This is a genomic window from Rhodococcus ruber (assembly GCF_027270735.1).
In the GTDB taxonomy this organism is placed as follows: Bacteria; Actinomycetota; Actinomycetes; order Mycobacteriales; family Mycobacteriaceae; genus Rhodococcoides; species Rhodococcoides rubrum_A.
In genome coordinates this window covers 568,559-588,294 of sequence record NZ_JAPWIJ010000001.1, presented here as the reverse complement: position 1 = coordinate 588,294, position 19,736 = coordinate 568,559, and the positions used below count along the sequence as shown (strand labels likewise).

The 19,736-nt window shown below is 65.3% G+C and carries 22 protein-coding genes; 14 read left to right on the top strand and 8 right to left on the bottom strand.

Translation table 11 applies throughout. The features are described from left to right. The first annotated feature begins 17 nt into the window (after positions 1–17). Positions 18–185, top strand: a complete 168-nt coding sequence (locus O4220_RS02860) for a hypothetical protein (RefSeq protein ID WP_269602045.1) — start codon at positions 18–20, stop codon at positions 183–185. On the opposite strand, the gene O4220_RS02855 is transcribed toward O4220_RS02860, so the two are convergent. After that, positions 182–424: a hypothetical protein gene (locus tag O4220_RS02855; protein ID WP_269602043.1), complete on the bottom strand. Its 243-nt coding sequence runs from the start codon at positions 422–424 to the stop codon at positions 182–184. The genes O4220_RS02860 and O4220_RS02855 overlap by 4 nt on opposite strands. A gap of 317 nt (positions 425–741) precedes the next feature. Here O4220_RS02855 and O4220_RS02850 point away from each other — a divergent pair, with 317 nt between their 5' ends. The 3 genes from O4220_RS02850 to ggt all read left to right on the top strand — a co-directional run bounded on the left by O4220_RS02850 (position 742) and on the right by ggt (position 5,958). Further along, positions 742–1,641, top strand: coding sequence for an NAD(P)/FAD-dependent oxidoreductase (locus O4220_RS02850; RefSeq protein ID WP_420030303.1), 900 nt, complete (start codon positions 742–744; stop codon positions 1,639–1,641). Positions 1,642–1,776: 135 nt separating this feature from the next. Further along, positions 1,777–3,999, top strand: a complete 2,223-nt coding sequence (locus O4220_RS02845; protein ID WP_269602041.1) for a putative bifunctional diguanylate cyclase/phosphodiesterase — start codon at positions 1,777–1,779, stop codon at positions 3,997–3,999. Positions 4,000–4,035: 36 nt separating this feature from the next. Further along, complete coding sequence (ggt, locus tag O4220_RS02840) at positions 4,036–5,958, top strand: gamma-glutamyltransferase (RefSeq protein ID WP_269602248.1); 1,923 nt, start codon at positions 4,036–4,038, stop codon at positions 5,956–5,958. Between the two features lie 19 nt (positions 5,959–5,977). On the opposite strand, the gene O4220_RS02835 is transcribed toward ggt, so the two are convergent. The 4 genes from O4220_RS02835 to O4220_RS02820 are packed head-to-tail and all read right to left on the bottom strand — an operon-like array spanning position 5,978 to position 10,134. Then, positions 5,978–6,655, bottom strand: a complete 678-nt coding sequence (locus tag O4220_RS02835) for a response regulator (protein ID WP_269602040.1) — start codon at positions 6,653–6,655, stop codon at positions 5,978–5,980. Next, a complete protein-coding gene (locus tag O4220_RS02830) occupies positions 6,652–9,105 on the bottom strand; it encodes a sensor histidine kinase (RefSeq protein WP_269602038.1) in 2,454 nt (817 codons plus the stop codon). Before O4220_RS02830 ends, O4220_RS02835 begins: the two co-directional genes overlap by 4 nt. A 28-nt stretch (positions 9,106–9,133) precedes the next feature. Beyond that, the gene (locus tag O4220_RS02825) at positions 9,134–9,592 is read right to left on the bottom strand and encodes a hypothetical protein (RefSeq protein WP_269602037.1); all 459 of its coding nucleotides are present in this window, start codon (positions 9,590–9,592) and stop codon (positions 9,134–9,136) included. After that, positions 9,577–10,134, bottom strand: a complete 558-nt coding sequence (locus O4220_RS02820) for an RNA polymerase sigma factor (RefSeq protein ID WP_269602036.1) — start codon at positions 10,132–10,134, stop codon at positions 9,577–9,579. Before O4220_RS02820 ends, O4220_RS02825 begins: the two co-directional genes overlap by 16 nt. A gap of 177 nt (positions 10,135–10,311) precedes the next feature. Here O4220_RS02820 and O4220_RS02815 point away from each other — a divergent pair, with 177 nt between their 5' ends. From O4220_RS02815 to O4220_RS02780, 8 genes are read left to right on the top strand one after another with little or no spacing between them, the layout of a single operon-like run. Further along, positions 10,312–10,800 (top strand): Asp23/Gls24 family envelope stress response protein, encoded by a 489-nt coding sequence (locus O4220_RS02815; protein WP_094677033.1) that lies wholly within the window; start codon positions 10,312–10,314, stop codon positions 10,798–10,800. An 11-nt stretch (positions 10,801–10,811) separates the two neighbouring features. Continuing rightward, positions 10,812–11,087 (top strand): Asp23/Gls24 family envelope stress response protein, encoded by a 276-nt coding sequence (locus O4220_RS02810; RefSeq protein ID WP_269602035.1) that lies wholly within the window; start codon positions 10,812–10,814, stop codon positions 11,085–11,087. Positions 11,088–11,091: 4 nt separating this feature from the next. Beyond that, positions 11,092–11,376 carry a hypothetical protein gene (locus O4220_RS02805; RefSeq protein WP_032378653.1) on the top strand — a complete coding sequence of 95 codons (285 nt, stop codon included), beginning with the start codon at positions 11,092–11,094 and terminating at the stop codon, positions 11,374–11,376. Positions 11,377–11,415: 39 nt separating this feature from the next. Further along, positions 11,416–11,595 (top strand): hypothetical protein, encoded by a 180-nt coding sequence (locus tag O4220_RS02800; protein WP_027495126.1) that lies wholly within the window; start codon positions 11,416–11,418, stop codon positions 11,593–11,595. Continuing rightward, a complete protein-coding gene (locus O4220_RS02795) occupies positions 11,588–11,968 on the top strand; it encodes an Asp23/Gls24 family envelope stress response protein (protein ID WP_269602034.1) in 381 nt (126 codons plus the stop codon). The genes O4220_RS02800 and O4220_RS02795 overlap by 8 nt, the downstream gene beginning before the upstream one ends. Beyond that, entirely contained in the window at positions 11,965–12,507 is a 543-nt protein-coding gene (locus O4220_RS02790; protein WP_269602033.1) for a DUF6286 domain-containing protein, read from the top strand. The genes O4220_RS02795 and O4220_RS02790 overlap by 4 nt, the downstream gene beginning before the upstream one ends. Beyond that, on the top strand, positions 12,504–13,082 hold the full coding sequence (locus O4220_RS02785) for a hypothetical protein (protein WP_269602032.1): 579 nt from the start codon (positions 12,504–12,506) through the stop codon (positions 13,080–13,082). Before O4220_RS02790 ends, O4220_RS02785 begins: the two co-directional genes overlap by 4 nt. Positions 13,083–13,134: 52 nt before the next feature. Beyond that, positions 13,135–13,938, top strand: coding sequence for an SDR family oxidoreductase (locus O4220_RS02780; protein WP_269602031.1), 804 nt, complete (start codon positions 13,135–13,137; stop codon positions 13,936–13,938). A 1-nt stretch (position 13,939) separates the two neighbouring features. Here the strand turns inward: O4220_RS02780 and O4220_RS02775 are convergent, their stop codons facing one another. Genes O4220_RS02775 through O4220_RS02765 form a run of 3 tightly spaced genes read right to left on the bottom strand, consistent with a single transcriptional unit; the run spans position 13,940 to position 17,559 of the window. Beyond that, on the bottom strand, positions 13,940–14,902 hold the full coding sequence (locus O4220_RS02775) for an endonuclease/exonuclease/phosphatase family protein (protein ID WP_269602030.1): 963 nt from the start codon (positions 14,900–14,902) through the stop codon (positions 13,940–13,942). Between the two features lie 14 nt (positions 14,903–14,916). Further along, positions 14,917–16,215, bottom strand: a complete 1,299-nt coding sequence (locus tag O4220_RS02770; protein ID WP_269602029.1) for a lipase family protein — start codon at positions 16,213–16,215, stop codon at positions 14,917–14,919. 60 nt (positions 16,216–16,275) lie between these two features. Next, a complete protein-coding gene (locus O4220_RS02765; RefSeq protein ID WP_269602028.1) occupies positions 16,276–17,559 on the bottom strand; it encodes an HNH endonuclease in 1,284 nt (427 codons plus the stop codon). 171 nt (positions 17,560–17,730) lie between these two features. On the opposite strand from O4220_RS02765, the gene O4220_RS02760 reads away from it, so the two are divergent. Continuing rightward, complete coding sequence (locus tag O4220_RS02760) at positions 17,731–18,642, top strand: TIGR04222 domain-containing membrane protein (RefSeq protein WP_269602027.1); 912 nt, start codon at positions 17,731–17,733, stop codon at positions 18,640–18,642. Next, positions 18,639–19,478: a DUF692 domain-containing protein gene (locus O4220_RS02755; protein ID WP_269602026.1), complete on the top strand. Its 840-nt coding sequence runs from the start codon at positions 18,639–18,641 to the stop codon at positions 19,476–19,478. The genes O4220_RS02760 and O4220_RS02755 overlap by 4 nt, the downstream gene beginning before the upstream one ends. Positions 19,479–19,736: the final 258 nt, after the last annotated feature.

Sequence of the window (19,736 nt, the reverse complement as noted above, 5' to 3'; positions counted from 1 at the left end):
GCGGGTACCCACTGGACATGACTACCCACAACGACGCGAAGAAGAACGACGACACTGCCCCCGACGCGAAACCGGACGTGTCGTCCGATCCGGCCGCCGCGGCAGACGACAACGACTGGTCCAGTGAAGGCGGTGCCATCGAAACCGGCCCGGCGACCTCGGACGAGCGCACCGACAGCAACTAGCCGGTCCGCCGGCGGGGAGCGGCCCGCACTGTGCGGACATCGCCGTCGGCGACGATGTGCTCGACCGTTTCGCCTCGAACACGCATAGATTCGTCGACGGTGAAGTTCACCCGGGCGTCGCCGAGCCAATCCACGCCGACGACGATTCCGACGGTTCCTTTGGGGATACCGCTGCGCCACCGCACGCGCCCCAGATTTCGGACCGTGACAACGGTCTCGCCGATCTCGAAATGCCCCATGTGCCCCCCCGGCTCGATTCTTACCGACCAGTAGACCTCGAGCGAACCGCCTGTTCAAGCGGTGCATTCGCGCTTACCGGCAGCAGCGGCAGCGCGGTGGATGGCCATTCCTACGCAAACCCGTCCACTTCCCGGTTAGGCCGACCGAAACGCGTCCATCAGTATTTTCCTCGTGAATTTGTTGCTGGATCGGCAATTATTCTTGCCAATGCATAGCGGTCGGCCGCAGACTTCCGGGCATGACTTCAGACACTGTTCACCACACCCAGGCCGACGCGATCATCGTCGGCGGCGGCGTTGCCGGTCTCAGCGCTGCTGTGGCCCTCGGCCGGTCCCGACGCTCGGTGGTGGTCGTCGACGCCGGCGACCCCCGCAATGCGCCTGCCGCGCATTCGCACAATTACCTGACCCGTGACGGCGAGTCGCCTCTCGAACTGGTACGGCTCGGCCGCGACGAAGCACGTCGCTACGGGGCCCACATCATCGAGGGCACAGCCCGATCGGCAACCCGCACCGAATCCGGCTTCGAGGTCACCTTGGGCGACGGCTCCGTCGTGACCGGTCGTCGCCTGTTGGTCACCACCGGCCTCACCGATGTTCTCCCGAACATTCCAGGCCTTGCCGAGCGGTGGGGCCGCGACGTACTGCACTGCCCGTACTGCCACGGCTGGGAAGTCCGCGACCACACGATCGGAATCATCGGTAGCCCACTCGTCGGACATCAGGCGCAGATGTGGCGTCAGCTCACCGAGCGCGTCACGGTGTTCGCACACCTGGCACCGGAACTCACCGACGAAGATCAGGGCCGTCTGGCCGCCCGCGGCATCGAGGTGGTCGACGAAGAGATCGCCAGGGTGGACGTCGCAGACGACGCGATAGTGGGCGTCACGCTGGCGGACGGGCGGCAGGTCCGACTCGACGCATTGGTCGTGGGACCCAACTTCACCTCTCGCGCCGACATCCTGGTCTCGCTCGGAATCGGCACCACCGAGATGGTGATGAACGGCCACGTTCTGGGCACCTACATCGAGGCCGACCCCGTCGGTGCCACCTCTGTGCCCGGTGTCTGGGTGGCCGGGAACGTCTCCGCGCCGATGGACACGGTGGTCGCTGCGTCGGCTGCCGGAGTGCGAGCCGGTGCCGCGATCAACGGTGACTTGATCGAAGAGGACGTCCGCATCGCTGTTCAGCGGAGCACGTCCGCGGCGGCGACCTGACAGCTGTTGTGTGGCTTTGCCTCCATAGGCGAGATCTGTCACCGAATCCACTGACCGAAGACGTATATTCACCGATGGAGGCGTCGAGAAAGAAGCGGTGTGCAGGCCGCGAGCGAGAAGGAAGTAGGTCCTTCGATGAATACGAAGGTCGCTGCGCCCTTCGCCGTCGGGTCCAAGCGAACAGCAGGACTGGCTGCCGTGGTCGTCGTAGCCACCACTTTCTTCGTTCTCGGCGACGCCGATGTGCGAGCCGGCGTCCTGGCCACAGTCGCCGTCGGCTCGGTGCTCGCCATCAGCGCCGCCATTCGCCGCTACCGTCCCGACGACTCTCGGTGCTGGTGGGCACTGTTCGGGGCCTCGGTGTTGTTCATGTTCGGCGTCTCGCTCCGCAGCGATCCCAGCACCCTGACCCATTCCTTCACGCTGCTACCCGACCTGTTCACACTCACCGGGTATCTACTCGTCGGATACGCGCTGTCGCGGTGGATCCGAGATCGCCAGTCGATCGACGACATCACACCACTGGTCGATGCGGGCCTGATCTTCCTCGGCACCCTGTTTCTGTCGTGGTTGCTGTTCATCTCACCGGCCCTCGAATCCTCACGGTCGTCGGCATCGACTGTGGTGAACGGCGTGTACCCAGCGATCGACGCAGCGCTGATCACGCTGACCACCTACCTGTTGTACTCGTCCAAACCCCGCACAGCGGCACTACAGTGGGCGCTCGTTGCCCTGATCGCGACGCTCGTCGGAGACGTCTCGTACGCATTCGCTGCCACGACCGACGACGCACCGTCCTCGGGGCTGCTCGACGGTATCTATCTCTTCGCGTACCTCTCCCTGGCGATGGCAGCGCTCGATCCATCGATGCGCACCGTCTCTCAGCGGCAGGATCCGGCACCCGCCCACAGCAACCGTCGGGTCGTGTTCGTGGTGATGCTGCTGGTCGTGTGCGCCACCGTGCCCCTACTCGGCTCGGCGGTCTCGACCGGAGACCTGGTCGTGCGTTCGCTGCTGCTGGCGTCGATCTTGGTAGGTGCCTTTCTGCGCGGCGAACGAGCACTCACCAGAGTCCAGTTCGGCAAGGAGCACGCCAAATATCTCGCGGCTCACGACCTGTTGACCGGCCTACCGAACCGCACGATGCTGGACGAGGAATACGCCCGACACGAGCGCTCGCAGACTCCCGAACGCACCTGCGTTCTGTTCGTCGACCTCGACAACTTCAAGATCGTCAACGACTCGTACGGCCACCGCGTCGGTGACGAACTGATCGTCGCCGCTGCACGACGCATCCGCGCTGCCGTCGGTGCCGCCGATTCCGTCGTTCGCTACGCGGGCGACGAATTCGTAATCCTGGCCCGGCGTGATCGTCTCGGCGCAGAAGCCTTGGCCCGTCGCATCATCGACCGAATGAACGAGCCCTTCCCGCTCAGCGCCGCGACGGCCTACGTCACGGCATCGGTCGGCATCGCCGATGCAGACCGATTGCACGACGCCATTCGCGAGGCCGATACCGCGATGTATCACGCCAAATCCCTCGGCGCAGCGCGTTATGCGTTTTTCGACGAATCCTTGCGCGCACGTGCCACTTCGGCGATGGAGACCACAACCGCGCTGCGCGGAGCGATCCGACGCGGCGAACTCGAGGTGTACTACCAACCGATCATCGACACCGTGTCGCGGACAACCGTCGTCTACGAGGCGCTCCTCCGCTGGAACAGGGACGGTCGGGTGAGTACGCCCAACGAATTCATTCCGATTGCCGAATCGACCGGTCTGATCGAGGAGATCGGAGAGTGGGTGCTGCGAACCGCCCTCTCGGATCTGGTGACGCTGCGCGCGCACGGTCAGGACGTCACCATGTCGGTGAACGTATCCCCGATGCAACTGCGGGACGATTCGCTGCCGACCATCGTGAGAGGACTGCTCGACGAGTACGGCCTCAGCGGAGCAGATCTGGCGCTCGAGATCACCGAAAGCGTTCTGATCGACGACATCGGCACGGCGAAGAGCCTTCTCGATCGACTCGCTGCCATGGGTGTTCTCATCGTGCTCGACGACTTCGGAATCGGCTACTCCTCGTTGAACAGGTTGCGAGCGATGCCGATTGCGCTGCTCAAGATAGACAAGTCCTTCGTGCACGAGATCGGTCACTCCGAATCCGATACCCAACTGATTCGTGCGATCGTCGCCATGGCGTCGGCGCTGCCGGTGAGAACAGTGGCCGAGGGTGTCGAGACCGAGGAGCAGGCCGCCGTCATCGAAGCACTCGAATGCCACTTCGCGCAGGGCTTCCTCTACGGCAGACCGGCACCCATCGCGCACTGGCTGCTCGAATCGGCTCAGCGACGGTGATCACGGTGTTAGCGTCGGGCGGTGTCTGCAACCGGAATGCGCCCGCTCCGCTCGACCGCTCTTGCCTGTGCCCTCCTGCTGGTACCGCTCGCCGCGTGTAGCAGCAGTGACAGCACCGGCACCGACTCCGCCGCCGAGAACAGTTGCGTTCTCGGGGCCAGCGGCGGCACGCCGGTAGGAGCGACGCCCAGCGCGGGTTCGGGCGACATCTCCACCAATCCGGAAGTCGCGACCGGATATCGGTCGAACATGGCACCGGTGGAGACTGCGTCGTACTCGGTCTCGACGGCGAACCCGGTGTCGACAGAAGCCGCCTGCGAGGTACTGCGTGACGGCGGCACCGCAGCCGACGCACTGATCGTTGCGCAGACGGTGCTCGGTCTCGTCGAGCCGCAGTCGTCCGGCATCGGCGGCGGCGCCTTCCTGATGTACTACGACGCCGCGTCCGGCGAGGTCCAGAGCTACGACGGCCGCGAGACCGCTCCGATGAGCGCCACCGGTGACTACCTGCGATACATCGACGATGTGAACCGCACTGTGCCGCAACCCGATGCGCGGTCCAGTGGCCGCTCGATCGGCGTGCCGGGTGTCCTGCGCATGCTCGAGCAAGCCCATGACGATCACGGCGACAAGCCGTGGGGAGATCTCTTCCAGCCCGCTATCGGTCTCGCCGACAACGGAATCGAGATCAGCCCGCGCATGGCGTCCTCCATCGCCGACTCGGCACCGAAGCTCGCCCTCGACCCCGCATCCAAGGACTACTTCCTGCAGCCGGACGGCACCGGGAAGCCCGCCGGGACGGTTCTGAACAACCCGGCGATGGCGAAGACCCTGTCCGCCATCGCAACCGACGGTGCCGATGCCTTCTACACCGGTGACATCGCACAGGCCATCGTCGATGCGACGGCAGACACCACTGCAGGCCGCACCCCCGGGCAGATCACCCTCGACGACCTCGCCGGGTACGAGCCCAAGACCCGCACCGCCGTGTGCACCGAGTACCGCGACCACGACATCTGCGGTATGCCAGGACCGTCCTCCGGCGGCATCGCGGTGGCGTCGACGATGGGCATCCTGTCGAACTTCGATCTGGCGCAGTACGCCCCGACGGGGATGGACGCCAACGGCGGTACCCCGACCGCCGAGGCCGTGCACCTGATCTCCGAGGCCGAGCGATTGGCCTACGCCGATCGTGACAAGTACGTGGCCGATCCGGACTTCGTACCCCTGCCCGGCGGTTCACCCGACGCCTTGCTCGACCCCGAATACCTGAGCAGCAGAGCAGGACTCATCGACGAAGCCAAGTCGATGGGTACCGCGCAGCCCGGTGACTTCGGCCCGGTGCAGTTCGCCTCGTCCACCGATCCCGAGCACGGCACCAGCCACATCTCCATCGTCGACGGCGAGGGCAACGCGGCCTCGATGACGACGACGGTCGAGTCGGCTTTCGGCTCGTTCCACATGGTCGACGGCTTTCTGCTCAACAATCAACTCACCGACTTCTCCGCAGCTCCCATGGCCGAGGACGGAACTCCCATGGCCAACCGTGTCGAGCCGGGGAAGCGCCCGCGCAGTTCGATGGCCCCGACGCTGGTGTTCGACCGCAACGACGACGGCGCACGCGGCGATCTCGTGCTCGTCGCCGGATCTCCCGGAGGATCGGTGATCATTCAGTTCGTCGTCAAAACGTTGGTGGGACTGCTCGATTGGGGCATGGATCCACAGCAAGCGGTATCGATGGTCGACTTCGGCGCGGCCAACACCCCGTCCACCAATTACGGCGGTGAGCATCCGAACGTGACGGGTGAGAGCGATCCCGTGGTGGTGAAATTGCGCGAGATGGGCCATCAGGTCTCGGTCGCAGACCAGTCCAGCGGACTGAGCGCGTTGCAGCGCACCGACGGCGGCTGGATCGGGGGAGCAGACCCCCGCCGCGAGGGTGAGGTACTGGGTGGATAGGTGCGAGCGTGGATAGCGGTCAACTCACGAATCGATAACCCATTCCGGTTTCGGTGATCAGATGCGCCGGAGCCGCCGGGTCTCGTTCCAGTTTCTGCCGTAACTGGCCGAGATAGATGCGTAGATAATGAGTTTCACGCTCGTGGCCAGGTCCCCAGACGGTGCGCAGTATGTCCTTCTGCGATACCAGCTTGCCCTCGTTGCGCACGAGCAGTTCGAGGACACCCCATTCGGTGCGGGTCAGGTGCACGTTCTCTCCAGCTCGGACAACGGTTTTCGCGGCCAGGTCGACAATGAAGTCGTCGGTCTCGACCACAGGATCTGCCACGGTCTGCGGGCCACGGCGCAGGGCCGCACGCAATCGCGCCAGCAACTCGTCCATCCCGAAGGGCTTGGTCACGAAGTCGTCGGCACCGGCGTCGAGTGCTTCGACGGTATCGGCCGAGTCGGTCCGTGCCGAGAGCACCAGGATCGGCACCTCGGTCCAGCCGCGCAGACCGGCGATGACGTCGATACCGTCTATGTCGGGTAGGCCGAGATCGAGAATCACGATGTCCGGGTGGAAGTTCGCGGCCACCCGCAGCGCCTCTCCACCGGTTGCGGCACTGACCACCTCGAACCCGCGCACGTTCAGATTGATCCGCAGCGCTCGCACGATCTGTGGCTCGTCGTCGACTACGAGCACCCGCACCTTCACCTACTCGCCGCCTTCAGCTCGACCGTCATCGTCAGCCCGCCGCCGTCCGTGTTCGATGCAGTGACGGTACCGCCCATGGCCCGGACGAATCCGCGCACCACCGACAGTCCCAGTCCGACGCCCACCGAGTTGTCACGATCCCCGAGGCGTTGGAACGCGTCGAACATCGTTTCCTCGGCTCCCTCGGTGATGCCGGGACCGTGATCGACGACCGAGATGGTTGCCCTCTCGCCGTGCACAGCAGCCCTGACCGTGATGTCGCCGGTGGGCGCGTACCGGGCGCTGTTGTCCACCAGGTTCGCGAGCACCCGTTCGAGCAGACCAGGGTCTGCCAGTACTTCGACGTCGCCCACCTCGACCCGCACGCGATCGTCTGCTTGGACCAGTGCGCCGCTCAGCACGTCGTCGACGAAGACGGGCCGCAGACTCGGTTGCACCACACCGGCTTGCAATCGCGAAGAGTCGAGCAGATTGCTCACCAGAGCGGTCAGCTGATCGGCCGATTCGTCGATGGTGGCGAGCAATTCGTCGGTGTCCTCGGGCGAGAACTGCACGTCGGTGCTGCGCAGAGACGAGGACGCCGCTTTGACGGCGGACAGTGGCGTACGGAGATCGTGGCTGACGGCCGAAAGCAATGCTCGACGCAGCGCGTCGGCCTCGGCGAGCGCATTGGCTCGGCTCGCTTCCTCGGCGAGACGGCCCTGCCGAACCATGCCGGCCGCCTGGTTGGCCACCGCCGCGAGTACCCGACGATCGTGCGCGCGCGTGCGTTCCCCTACGAGCAACAGCGTGAAGTCGCCTGCATCGACCTCGGTATCGGCTCCGGTCCGATCGATCGGGGCCTGCTCACCCGCGCTGCCCACTATCGACTCAGACTGGTTGTCCCACAGCGCCACACCAGTCTGCCGGTAGGTCTCACGGGCGCGCTCGAGCAGTGCCGTCAGGTCCGCTCCGCGGAGCACCGATCCGGCGAAGAGCGTCAACAGCTCGGCTTCCTGGGTCGCCCTGCGTGCCTGACGCGTCCGCCGGGCTGCGGCATCGACCAGCGCGGCGACGGCCACGGCCATCAGCAGCAGCACGACGGTGACCACAAAATTCTCCGGCTCGGCGATGGTGAGGCTGTACCGGGGTGTGGTGAAGAAGTAGTTGAGCAGAAATCCCGCGATCAACGCCGAGAGTGCCGCCGGCGCAACTCCTCCCAACAGCGCGACACAGAGCACCACCATGAAGAACAGGGCACTCTCGCCGCTGGAGTCGAAGTCCGGTCCGACCGTGCTCAGTACGGCGGCGGCGAGGCAGGGCACCAGTACGGCGGCGACCCACGCCAGAATGCGTCGCCGCCCCGAATCGACCTGGATGCCCCTACGGCGGGCTTGCTCGGCGTGAGTGACCATGTGCACGTCGATCTTTCCCGAGTTCTGCACCACTGCTGCGCCGATGCCCTCGTCCAGGATCCGCGCCGCGCGGGACCGCCTCGAGGTACCGATCACCAGCTGGGTTGCATTCACCCCGCGGGCGAAGTCGAGCAGAGTCGTCGGTACGTCGTCGCCCACGACGCTGTGCACGCTCGCACCCAGACCGGCGGCGAGCGTGCGCACCGAACCCATCTGCGCTGCCGACACTCCCATCAGGCCGTCGCCGCGGACGATGTGCAGCACCATCAGCTCCGCACTGGACTTCGAGGCGATGCGACTGGCGCGGCGAAGCAGCGTCTCCGATTCCGGTCCACCGGTCACGGCCACCACCACGCGCTCGCGGGCTTCCCACGTCTCGGTGATGCGATTGTCTTTGCGGTACTTCACCAGAGCCGCGTCGACCTGATCGGCGATCCACAACAGTGCGAGTTCCCGCAGCGCCGTCAGGTTGCCGCCCCGAAAGTAATTGCTCAGTGCCGCGTCGACCTTCTCGGCGGCGTAGACGTTGCCGTGCCGCAGCCGACTGCGGAGCGCCTCGGGAGTGATGTCGACCAGTTCCACCTCGTCGGCCGCACGAACAACGCTGTCGGGCACGGTCTCTCGCTGCGGTACCCCGGTGATCTGCTGCACCACGTCGTTGAGCGATTCGAGGTGCTGGACATTGAGGGTAGAGATGACGTCGATGCCGGCGTCGAGCAGCACCTCGACGTCCTGCCACCGCTTGCCGTGCACGCTGCCGGGGGTGTTGGTATGCGCGAGTTCGTCGACGAGCACCACCTGAGGCTTCCTCGCCAGGACGGCGTCGAGATCGAGCTCCTGCGCCGACGACCCCCGATATTCGACGGTCGCCATCGGCAGCACTTCGATACCGTCGAGCGCCTCGATGGTCGCAGCGCGGCCGTGTGTCTCGACGACCGCTGCCACGACGTCGCAGCCCCGGCCGCTCAGCCGGTGGGCCTCACCGAGCATCGCGAAGGTCTTGCCGACGCCCGGTGCCGCGCCGAGGTAGATCCGCAGCTCACCCCTGTCCGCCACAGTCTGTCTCCTCACCCGGCCCGTACAGCTAGCGCTCCTCGATGTCGTCGACGCGTATCTCTACGACATCGCGCCCGAGGGTGACGCCCAGCAGGTCCGACACGGTATCGATCGCGATGGTCGCCAGCTCGTCTCCCGCAGCCTGCAGGTCGTCGCCGTACACCCCGATCACCGCGACGAACAGACCGGTGCAGGCATGATCGTCGAGGTCGAGGTCGATCTCGGTGGGCTGTGCGCCGTGAACGTCCGCCAGTGCACGACGAAGAGTCGTCTTGACGATGTGGTCGCTGACCCGCAGTGAGTCCGCCGGTCCGGCCGCAGAGCCGGAGGGGAACGCGCTGTCGATCGGCCATGTGCGTCTGGTGGTGTTGCGTACCTTCGTGATGATGGACGCGCTGATGTCCACCCAATTCGGTTCCTGTGGTGCGTCCCGAAGTTCGGTGGCAGCACGCGCGAGAACCGAATCCGGCTCTAGTGGGTTCGCCATGTTGCCAACCTTTCGCTCAATGTTGCTCGTGCTCTGGTCAACTGACCTCGTACTGCTCCGGCGGACAGGGTCATGATCGCGCCGATCTCGGGGTGCGTCAGGCCCTCCACCTCGCGGAGCAGCCAGCAGGCCCGCTGACGGTAGGGCAGCTCGGCGAGTGCTGTGCCCAGCTCGGTCATGAAGCTGTCTGCCTCGACATCCGCCCCGGGATCACTGCCCGCGCCGGTGCTCTTTCGCTCGAACACCCAATCTTCCGCGGGAGGAACGCTACGACGGCGTCGATGATCGATCACTTTGTGCGACACCAGTGAGAACAGCCAGGTTCGCAGAGCCGAGTCTCCACGGAAGTTGTCGAGGCCCTTCCACGCTGCCACGAAGGCGTCCTGCACCACCTCTTCGGCGGCACCTTGATCGGACAACATGTTGCGCGCATACCGAAACATCTCCGGGCCGTAGCGCCGGACGATCTCCTCGAACGCATCGGTCTCGCCGAGCGCCGCAGCGCCGACGAGAACGCGGTCCGACGCGTCTACCCACTCCATCGGGCCCCCGTTCACTTCATCGTGGTCATCGATCACGCCAGTCTTCGATACCGGTTTACCAGCAGACGTAATCTATGACGTAGGTCACTTTATGTGGACGTGCGTTTCGACGATCGAGCTACGACCAACTCCTGTCACACACTGACGCATCAGACACCGAAACGAAGAGAGGCATTCATGAGCTCCACGACGGACACCAAGGCAACCGTATCCGCAGCAGGCGAAGGAAAGACCGACATCACCACGAAGTCGGATTCCGTACTCGTCAGCTCGCAGGGCCGCACCACCATTGCCGATACCGTCGTCTCCAAGATCGCCGGCATCGCCACCCGTGAGGTTCAGGGAGTGCACGCCGTCGGAGGCGGAGCCAGCCGCGCGATCGGTGCTCTCCGTGAGCGCATCCCCGGTGCCCGCGTCAACCAGTCGCAGGGTGTCTCGGTCGAGGTCGGCGAGCGTCAGGCAGCAGTCGACATCGACATCGTCGCCGATTACGGCGTCTCGATCGCAGACCTCGCAGCGGGCATCCGCCGCAACGTCATCAACGCCGTCGAGCGCATGACCGGTCTCGAGGTCACCGAGGTCAACATCGTCGTCCACGACATCTACCTCGACGACGGCTCGGACGAGGACGACACCACCGAGCCCGCCACCACCCGAGTGCAGTGACCGAGCCGCACATGACGGATCGTGACAAGTCCGAGGACATCGCCGACGCCGTTCTGGCAGTCGACGGTGTCGTCGGGTTGCACGGCGGCATGTTCGGTGAGGCCGCGACGTACCTGCCCGGACGCCGTATCGCCGGCATCCGAAGCAGTGAGGACGGAACCGAGGTTCACGTGACGCTGGAGTTCGGTGTCGCGGTCCGCGAGACCGCCGATGCCGTGCGTCGCACAGTGGCAGCGATGGTCGACGGCCCTGTGCACGTCACCGTCGAGGACATTGTGCGAGTCTGACCAGGTGAACGAGCACGCAGCGCACAACCGAGCCGCCGAGTACAAGGCGGCTCGGCGCGCTGTGGCACGGGAACATCACCCCGATATCGGCGGGGATCCGGCTCGCTACATGGCCGAACTCGCCGAGGTCGACCGCAGGTTCGCTGTTCTTCCCTCGGCTCCGATCAATACCGCCAGTGCGCCGACCGTGTTCCGCGCCTCGCCGATTCCGTCACCACTGCGAACTCTGCCCAAGCGGATCGCTCGCATCCGCAAACGCGTCACCCGGCGCAACTACTTCGACATCTGACACCGCTGAATCTGATACCTCTGACTGGAGATCAAGACCATGACCACTGCAACCATCGGTTTGTTCGTGGGACTTCTGCTGGCCATCGCCGCAGCAGCCGGCGGTTTCACCGGCTTCCTCATCGCCATCGTCCTCGGCGGCCTCGGCTTCTTCGTCGGGCGCTACATCGACGGCGAACTGGACCTGAACTCGATCATGCGTGGTCGCGGTCGTGACTGAGACAGCGGTGACCGAAACACTGAACGACCCCGGTGAGCGAGGCTCACTGGAAATCAAGCACAAAGCCGTCGAGCGCCTCGCCGTTCTTGCAGCTCGCGGCACCGAATCGGTCACCGACCGCAACCCCGGGCTACGCGTCCTCGGCGGACGTGACCTGCCGAAGGCGGACGTGACGATCAACGGGACACGCGTCCGTGCGCAGGTTGCGGTGGCTGTCACCTGGCCGTCGCCGCTGGCGAAGGTTGCCGCCAACGTTCGCGCGGCAGTGGCAAGAGATCTGTCCGAGCTGGGCATCTACACCGTCGACCGAGTCGACGTCACCGTCCAGTGCGTGCCCGCCGAAGCCACCGTCGAAGAAGGGAGAGTGCAATGAGCGAGAAGCCGAGCAAGAAGCCGGTGGCAAACCCCACCGCCGCTGTTCCCGCCGTTCTGTTCGCACTCGTCCTCATCGGTGCCGGAGTGGTCCTCGGCCGCGAAGCGTTGCTGAAGCTCGGCGCTCTCGACGGCTCCGAGTGGGTCGGACCCGCAGCCACTCACCTGGATGGACTCACCGCGCAGAGTTGGATGCTCCCTGCGGGCATCGCGGCTGTCGTCGTCGGCTTCATCCTCGTTTTCGTTGCCGTCCGACCACGCCGACGCACCCACCGCGCTCTCACCGAGCGAGACGTCTGGCTCCGCAAGGGTGACGTCGCCGCGGTGGCCCGTGCCGCCGCTCTCGACAACGTCGGAGTGGATTCGGCGACGGCCAAGGCCGGCAACAAGAAGGTCACCGTCGCCGCGTCCACCGTGACCGGCACCGATACCTCGGCCCTGAAATCCTCGATCGTCACCTCCGTGGACGATGCCCTCCGCCCACTCGCGTCGGCACCGAAAGTCCGCACCCGAGTGCGAACGACAGGACAAGCCTCATGAAGCGCGCTACCGCGTCTCTCGACCGAACCAGCACTGCGGTCGTCGGACTCGCACTGATCGCCCTCGGCGGTGGAGCCGTCGCATGGGAACGCGGCAAGTTCCCCGGCCGCGAGCGCATCGATGCGGCGTTCGTCGACACCACCGTCGATGCAGGGTGGTGGCCCTGGGCCCTCGGAGCAGCCGCGATCGTCCTCGTTCTACTCGGACTCTGGTGGCTCCTCGCGCACCTGCCGCGCCGTTCGGTCGGCACCGTCGCATTTGCCTCCACAGCAGATTCCGACGTCGACGGCAGGCTCAGTGTCGATCTGACCACCGCCGCCAAGAGTGCAGCGAAATCCTTGGTAGCCCACGAGGGTGTCGTGTCCGCATCGGGCCGATCGGTATCCGACCGCGGGGAGCGGGTCGTCGAGATCACCGCGACTCTCGATCCCACAGTGGCTTCGCTCGATACCGTCTCGGCCGCGGCAGCACAGACGCGCAACGACATCGTGACGTCGCTGGACGGCACCCCCGCCGCAGTGCGAATCCTGTTGCAGTGCGGCAAGGCTCGGAAGCAGTCCGCTCGCGTGAGCTGATCGGCTCACCTTTTCCACCTCCGAAGAATCGTCATGCCGTACGCTGTACGGTATGACGATTCTGGTAACCGGTGCCACCGGCAACATCGGCCGCATGCTCGTCGACCATCTCCTGGCCGCGGGACGAACCGACGTGCGAGCGTTGACCAACCATCCCGAACGCGCGCAGTTGCCCGCGGGCGTGGAAATCGCCGAGGGGTTTCTCGGTCGGGTCGATTCCCTACCCGACGCCTTGGCCGGTGTCGATCAGATCTATCTGGCTCCGTATCCGAGCACGATCCAACCTGTTCTCGAGCTCGCCCGCGCCGCGGGGGTACGGCATGTCGTCGATCTCGCCGGTCCACCCGAGAACTGGTGGTATCCGATCTCCGTGGCGGTCGAGAACTCCGGAATGCAGTGGACACACCTGTGGCCGGGCGAATTCATGGAGAACTCGACGATGTGGGCGGAGCGAATCATCGAATCCGGTTGCGTCCGTGAGCCTTTCCCCAACGCCGCCAATGCCCCGATCGCGATGGACGATATCGCCGCGACAGCTGCGGCCGTCCTCATCGACGAACAGACGCATCACGGCAGATCCCATGTTCTCACCGGACCCGAAACCCTGACGCGCGTCCAGTTGTTGGACAGAATTTCCGACGCTGTGGGCCGCCCCCTGACCTTCGACACGGTCAGCCGACAAGAGACCATCGAGGACTTGACTCCCAGCATGGGGGACTTTGCGATCACCTACGTCGACGGGCTCGAATCCTGGGTGGACAACCCACAGCAGGTCGACCGGACATTGACCGACATCGTCGGCACCGCTACGACATTCGCACACTGGGCGCAGCGAAACGTCGACTCGTTCCGCTGATCTACCGGTCGAACTCTATCTCCCCGATCAATCCGTGATGATCCGATCCCGGGAGATCGATTCTTTCCAGTGACCGAGCGTGTCCGCTGTTGGACAGGATGTGATCGATACCCACGACAGCAGGCGTGCCCTTGTCCGTGGGATACGTCGGCACCAGGCCCTTCCCCAATTGCGCTGCGGCGTCGGAGTATCCGGCATCGAGGAGGTTGCGGAACTTCTTGTGCGAATAGGTCGTGTTGAAGTCTCCGCTGACGATCACCGGTCCGGTACCCGACGCGGCCTCCAGATCGTCTCGCAGCGTATCCAATTCGGCCGTCCAGATCTCTGCCGGAGTGATGTAGGCGGGTCCGGGGTGCACGGCCAGCAGTGAAATCGGCTCCGAATCGGGGACCTCGATTCGGGTCGCAAGATTCACCGGACCGTATCCGACGAGTTCGCGGCTCTCGGATATCGGCAGCCGACTGTAGATCCCGGCCCCGCCGCCGCCCGTCACGTACGGCCGGAGGTAACTGTAGGGAAAGAGCTCTTCCATGCCGGCGTCACGCAGACCGATCACCGACGCGTCGGTCAATTCCTGAATCGTGACGACGTCGACGGAGTTCTCGCGCGCCTGACCGACCACAGCCGTCGGATCAGCGCGCCCCACCATCAAATTTGCCTGCATCACGCGCAGCCGCACACCGTCGGAGCTCGGAGCCGCGTCGGCCACGTAGAGCGGCGCGTACGACACTGCACCTGCCGCCAGCACGAGCGCCGAGACTCCCGCGAGAACCCAGCGTCGCCCGATCAGCGCCACGAGTGCGCCGAGTACGACAGCGATGAACATCAACGGAACGAACGACGCCAGTGCGATCAGCACGTTGACGCGAGTGTCGGTGTAGTAGACACCCAACGCCACCAGCCCGGTGAGGATGCCCAGTATCGCGATCGTGCCGGTGAGTATCCGTACCCAGGTTCGCTGCATCGGCCCTAGGGTAGCTACGCCCGGACGCCGATGGTGAATGCTCTGAACGTCGTCCAGGTCAGCGACACCAGACCACGAACCGCCGCGAGCGAGAACGCAGTGGACCACACCGTCCGCGTCGAGGGGCCGGGCACCGGCACACCGGCGAATCGATCGGCCAGCCAATCCAGGGTGAGGGGCGCACTGAGCGGATGCAGCGACAGGTGTTCGCTCAGCCGATCTCGCAGATACGTCACGTGGGCACCGGCTTCGTTGTACCGCTCGACCTGCCCGTCGACGTCGTCGACGGCGATGATCTGATCGTGCACCGCCTGGATGACCAGCAGCGGAGCCGTCGGGGCGATGCGGCCGGGCTGGATGTCGAGGAAGACCTGCACGATCTCGGGCAACGCCAGCAGATCGGCCAACGGGACGTCGATGTACTTGTCCAGATCGTGTCGGGCCAGTCGGGTGACGGCTCGGACGGTCGTCATCGACTCGACGGAATCGAGAATGCGCATTCCGTCCTCGTTGACGTACTTGCGGATGACCCGATCCAATTCGGGATAGGTGCGCCGCAGTCCTGCCACCACCAGCGTCGGCAACGCTGCGTGCAGCGTCGCATTGAGCCGGGTGAACGCGGAGCCCGGATCTCCGACCGGCGAGCCGAGCGCGGCACCGACCAACTCGATCTCCGGCGCGTACTCCGGTGCCATCTCCGCTGCCCAGGATGTCGCGAGACCGCCGCCCGAGTAGCCCCACAGCGCAACGGGCGTGCTCTCGTGCAACGCCAGCGGCTCGAACGACAACGCCGCGCGGATGGCGTCGAGCGTGCAGAATCCGGGTTCCTGCGGCGAACCCCAGTGCCCGTCGGGTCCCTCGTGGTCCGGGATCGAGATGGTCCACCCGCGGCGCAGGGCGTGCAGAACCAGCAGGAACTCGAACTGCGGGACTGCACCGAAGGCCTTGGAGCCACGACGAAGCGCGTACGACGGAAAGCACGAGGACGCGACACCGTCGATGGCGCACTGATACGACAGCAGGACCGGCTGGGCATTCCGCGGGCGCAGCACCGTCGTGACGCTGGCCTGTGGAAGACCGCCCAGGTCCGCAGTCCGGTAGAGCAGCTGCCACGCATCGACTCGCTGGCGCACGCGGCCGAACATCGCGACCTCGACCGGCCTTACTTTGAGAATCGTCCCAGGAAGAGCCGTTTCATAGCCCGCGGGCGCGGTGTAGAACGGATCGTCCTCGGGCCTGGTCGCGTCGGTGCGGAGCGGTGCTCGTTCCACCGGCCAGGACGGTTCGTCCTCCATCGATCTGTCGACGCTCATATCCCACCGCTTCTTGTCCGAGTCTCGTCGTCACACTAACTTGCCCTGTACGGCCCCATTTCATGCAGCCTGCTGCCAGTTGGTGATCAGGACATCGGTCGCGTAGCTCAGATCGAGGCCTTCGCCGCCCCAGTTCGGGACGATGGCGTCGGGAGCGATCCCGTCGTACTGTCGCCTGATCTCGTCGGCGTCTCCCGACACCGCGGGAGCGTGGATGATCTCGGTTCCCGAGGGATGGCGAAACGAGAAGCGTTGATCTCCAAGGCCTTCGATGAAGAAGTAACCGTCGTGCAGCGCTCGATGATGCTCGCCGCACAGCAGCACCAGGTTGTCGAGTGTGGTCTCGCCACCGCGCGAGCGATAGGTGACGTGATGCGCATGCATGAAGCGGGTTCGACCGCATCCCGGTACCGCGCAGCATCGGTCTCGAATGATCAACTGGCGCATCTGAGTTCGGCTCGGTGATTTTGCAGTTGGACTCCACCGCACAGTCTTTCCCAGCCGGCCGTGGCCGACAGTCCGCATGACTGCAGAACACAGCACCTGAGCAAGCGTCTCGTCGTCCAACCCTGGCCCGTCGTCCAAATGGGCATGGTCGTGCCCTGCTTCGTCGACCCCGCCGATGTGCACCAGCACCTCTGCAGCAGGCGACACGACCGGAGAGTCCACTGCAGCGCACACCATCTCGGCCATCGCGATCATCGCCGGAACCGGATTGGGCGGCGCAGGGGCGGCCCGATCGGAGTCCGCCTCGTCGTCCGTTCGGGTCCGCTCGTATTCGGCCCTGGTCAACGCGGCCAGAAACCGTTTCCCGTCCTCCGGCCGAAATCGCGCACTGACCACGAGCGAGCCGTCGTCCTCGTCCCAGCGCCACCGTCCCAGACACGGGTCCAGATCCACACCGTTCCGCCGAGTGGGGCGCATGGCCTTCTTCAGACCACGGCACAGGCGCTCGATATGCGCGGCCGGCGCATCCAGTGCCTTCTGCAGCAGCGAGGCCTCGTTCTCCGCCGTGGCCACACGCGTCATCGCGCGCACCTTGGAGAACGAGATCGTGCCGCTCAGATACGCCGACGTGATCAGCGGCAACTCGCGCATTGCCTTGGCGACCCGTACCTGCTCACGAGCGGTATGCAGGTCGACTCCCGCGCGCCAGGACAACCAATGCGCACACGACCGCACTTCCCACGCCGCCCATCCGCGTCGAGAGTCGAATTCACCCACCAGAATCAGATACTGCGCCGACGCCGCAGCGATCCGACCTGCCAGAGCGCAGATCTCGGTCTCGATTTCTTTCGTCTCGATCCGCCCCGCCTCGGATCCTGCCTCAGCCATGTCGCTCATGCACGCCCCCATTCATCGAATGCATGTTCGACCACGGTACGACGGGGCACCGACAAGAACCTTCTGCAGACCGCACAAGCGTCCCCGCGGGGACGCTTTCGGGCTTGCTTTCTGGCCGGTGGGCCCGATACTGACACCAGATGCAGGTTCCGACCGAAGGGTGGTGCAGCCGTGGGGAGTACCGACACCTGGGGTATTGCCAGCGCAGACTTCCTGCGGTGGTATCTGCTCGCAGCCGTTCTCGCGGTGGTTCTGGCAGTGGCAGGCAACTGGCTCGCCTCGCACCGGTCCGCTCCTGTCTCTCCGACCGGGCGGGTGCTCACGCCACCCGAGGTCGGGGCGCTCACCAATGACACCCAGGCGGTGATGGCGTCGTTGGCAATCCTCCGCGGTGCAGACGTGATCGATTCGCGGGGCAGAGCGCGGCGCGCACTGACCGACACCGAGCGCACACACCTCGATTGGTTCACCCGCACCGTCCTCGAACGCCTCGGCAGCGGCAAAGCACCCCTGGTTCGGTCCCGGCTCGTGACGAACATGTCCGTGGCGTGCGCGCAGCTGCGAAGTCAGCTCATCGATGAGGGCTTGCTGCACGGGCGGTCCGAGCGAGGCGCGTCGACGATCCGCGTGTTCCCGATCTTGTTCGTCGCGGCCGTCGGATTCGTGCGAGTGATCTCGGGCCTCGCCAACGGAAAACCGGTGCTGTTTCTCGTCGGGATCATCGCATTGCTGCTGCTGACGCTCCCGTTCGTTCGCCGCCGACGCCGCCGTACCGCACTCGGAGACGCGGAACTCCGACGCCTTCGTGTCGAGAACGACTATCTCTCACCGCGCTCTCGTCCGTCGTTCACCGCGTACGGGCCGTCACGAGCAGGCATGTCGGCCGCCCTCTTCGGAGCGGGCGCTCTACTGATGCTCGATCCGGCCATGGCGGGCGCCCTCAGTTATGGCTCTGCCCAGGCCGGTGGAGCTGCATCGTTCGGTTTCGGCGGTGACAGTGGTGGCGGAGGCAGCGGTGACGGAGGCGGCAGTAGTTGCGGTGGTGGAGGCGGCTGCGGCGGCGGGGGCGGGTGCGGCGGATGACCATCGACGCTCTGCCGGTGGGTCTCGGGGTCGGTTGGCGCAGTGAGATTTCGGGGATCATCTCGCAATTGCCCGGGCTCGTGTTCTGCGAGGTGATCGCCGAATCGATCGGGGATCACGCGCCGGATCGCCTCACCGCGCTCGGCGTCCCCGTCGTCACTCACGGAATCGGTTTGTCTCTGGGCGGTGCAGAGCCGTTGGAGCACAGACGAATAGCGCACTTGGAGCGGGTGGCCTCGCTGCTCGGGTCACCGATCGTGAGCGAACACATCGCGTTCGTTCGCGCCGACGGCATCGAGGCCGGGCATCTGCTCCCGGTCCCGCGGACCCGCGAGGCTTTGACGGTATTGACCGGCAACATTGCGCGGACACAGGACGGGTTGGACGTTCCACTGGCTGTGGAAAATATTGCGGCACTCTTCGATTGGCCTGAAGACGAGCTCACGGAGAGCGAATTTCTCACCGAACTGATCGAACGCACTGGGGTGTGTCTGGTCTTGGACATCGCCAACGTCTATGCCAACGCGCGCAACCGACGCCGTGACCCGTGGACCGAACTGGCCCGGCTGCCCATGGACCGAATTGCCTACTGCCACATTGCCGGTGGCACGGTACGCGACGGCGTCTACCACGACTCGCACACCGCGGCTGTTCCCGACGAGGTACTCGAGCTCCTCCGAACGTTCGCTGCAGCCGGGCACCGCACACCACTCATGCTCGAGCGCGACGGTCACTACCCACCCGAGATCGAGCTGCTGGACGAACTCGACGCGATCGCCGATTCGGCGGGCCTGGAACGAATCACGCCGAACCGGGTGCTGGGCCCGACGATGTGAGCGAGGACCTGGCCCGCCGTCAGAAGGAGCTCATCCGTGCGCTCGTAGCGGGAGAGCCGCTGCCCACTGGGTTCGATTCGGCCACCATCGACACCGCTCGAACCGCTCTCTTACGCAAGCGGTCAGCCGAGATCGCGGCTCGGTACCCGGCTGTGGCGTCGGCGATGGGGGAGAGATACGGCGAGCTCTTTCACCGATGGGCATCCGACCGTCCGAAGGTATCCACCACCGCCGATGCACAGGCCTTCTACGAGGCAA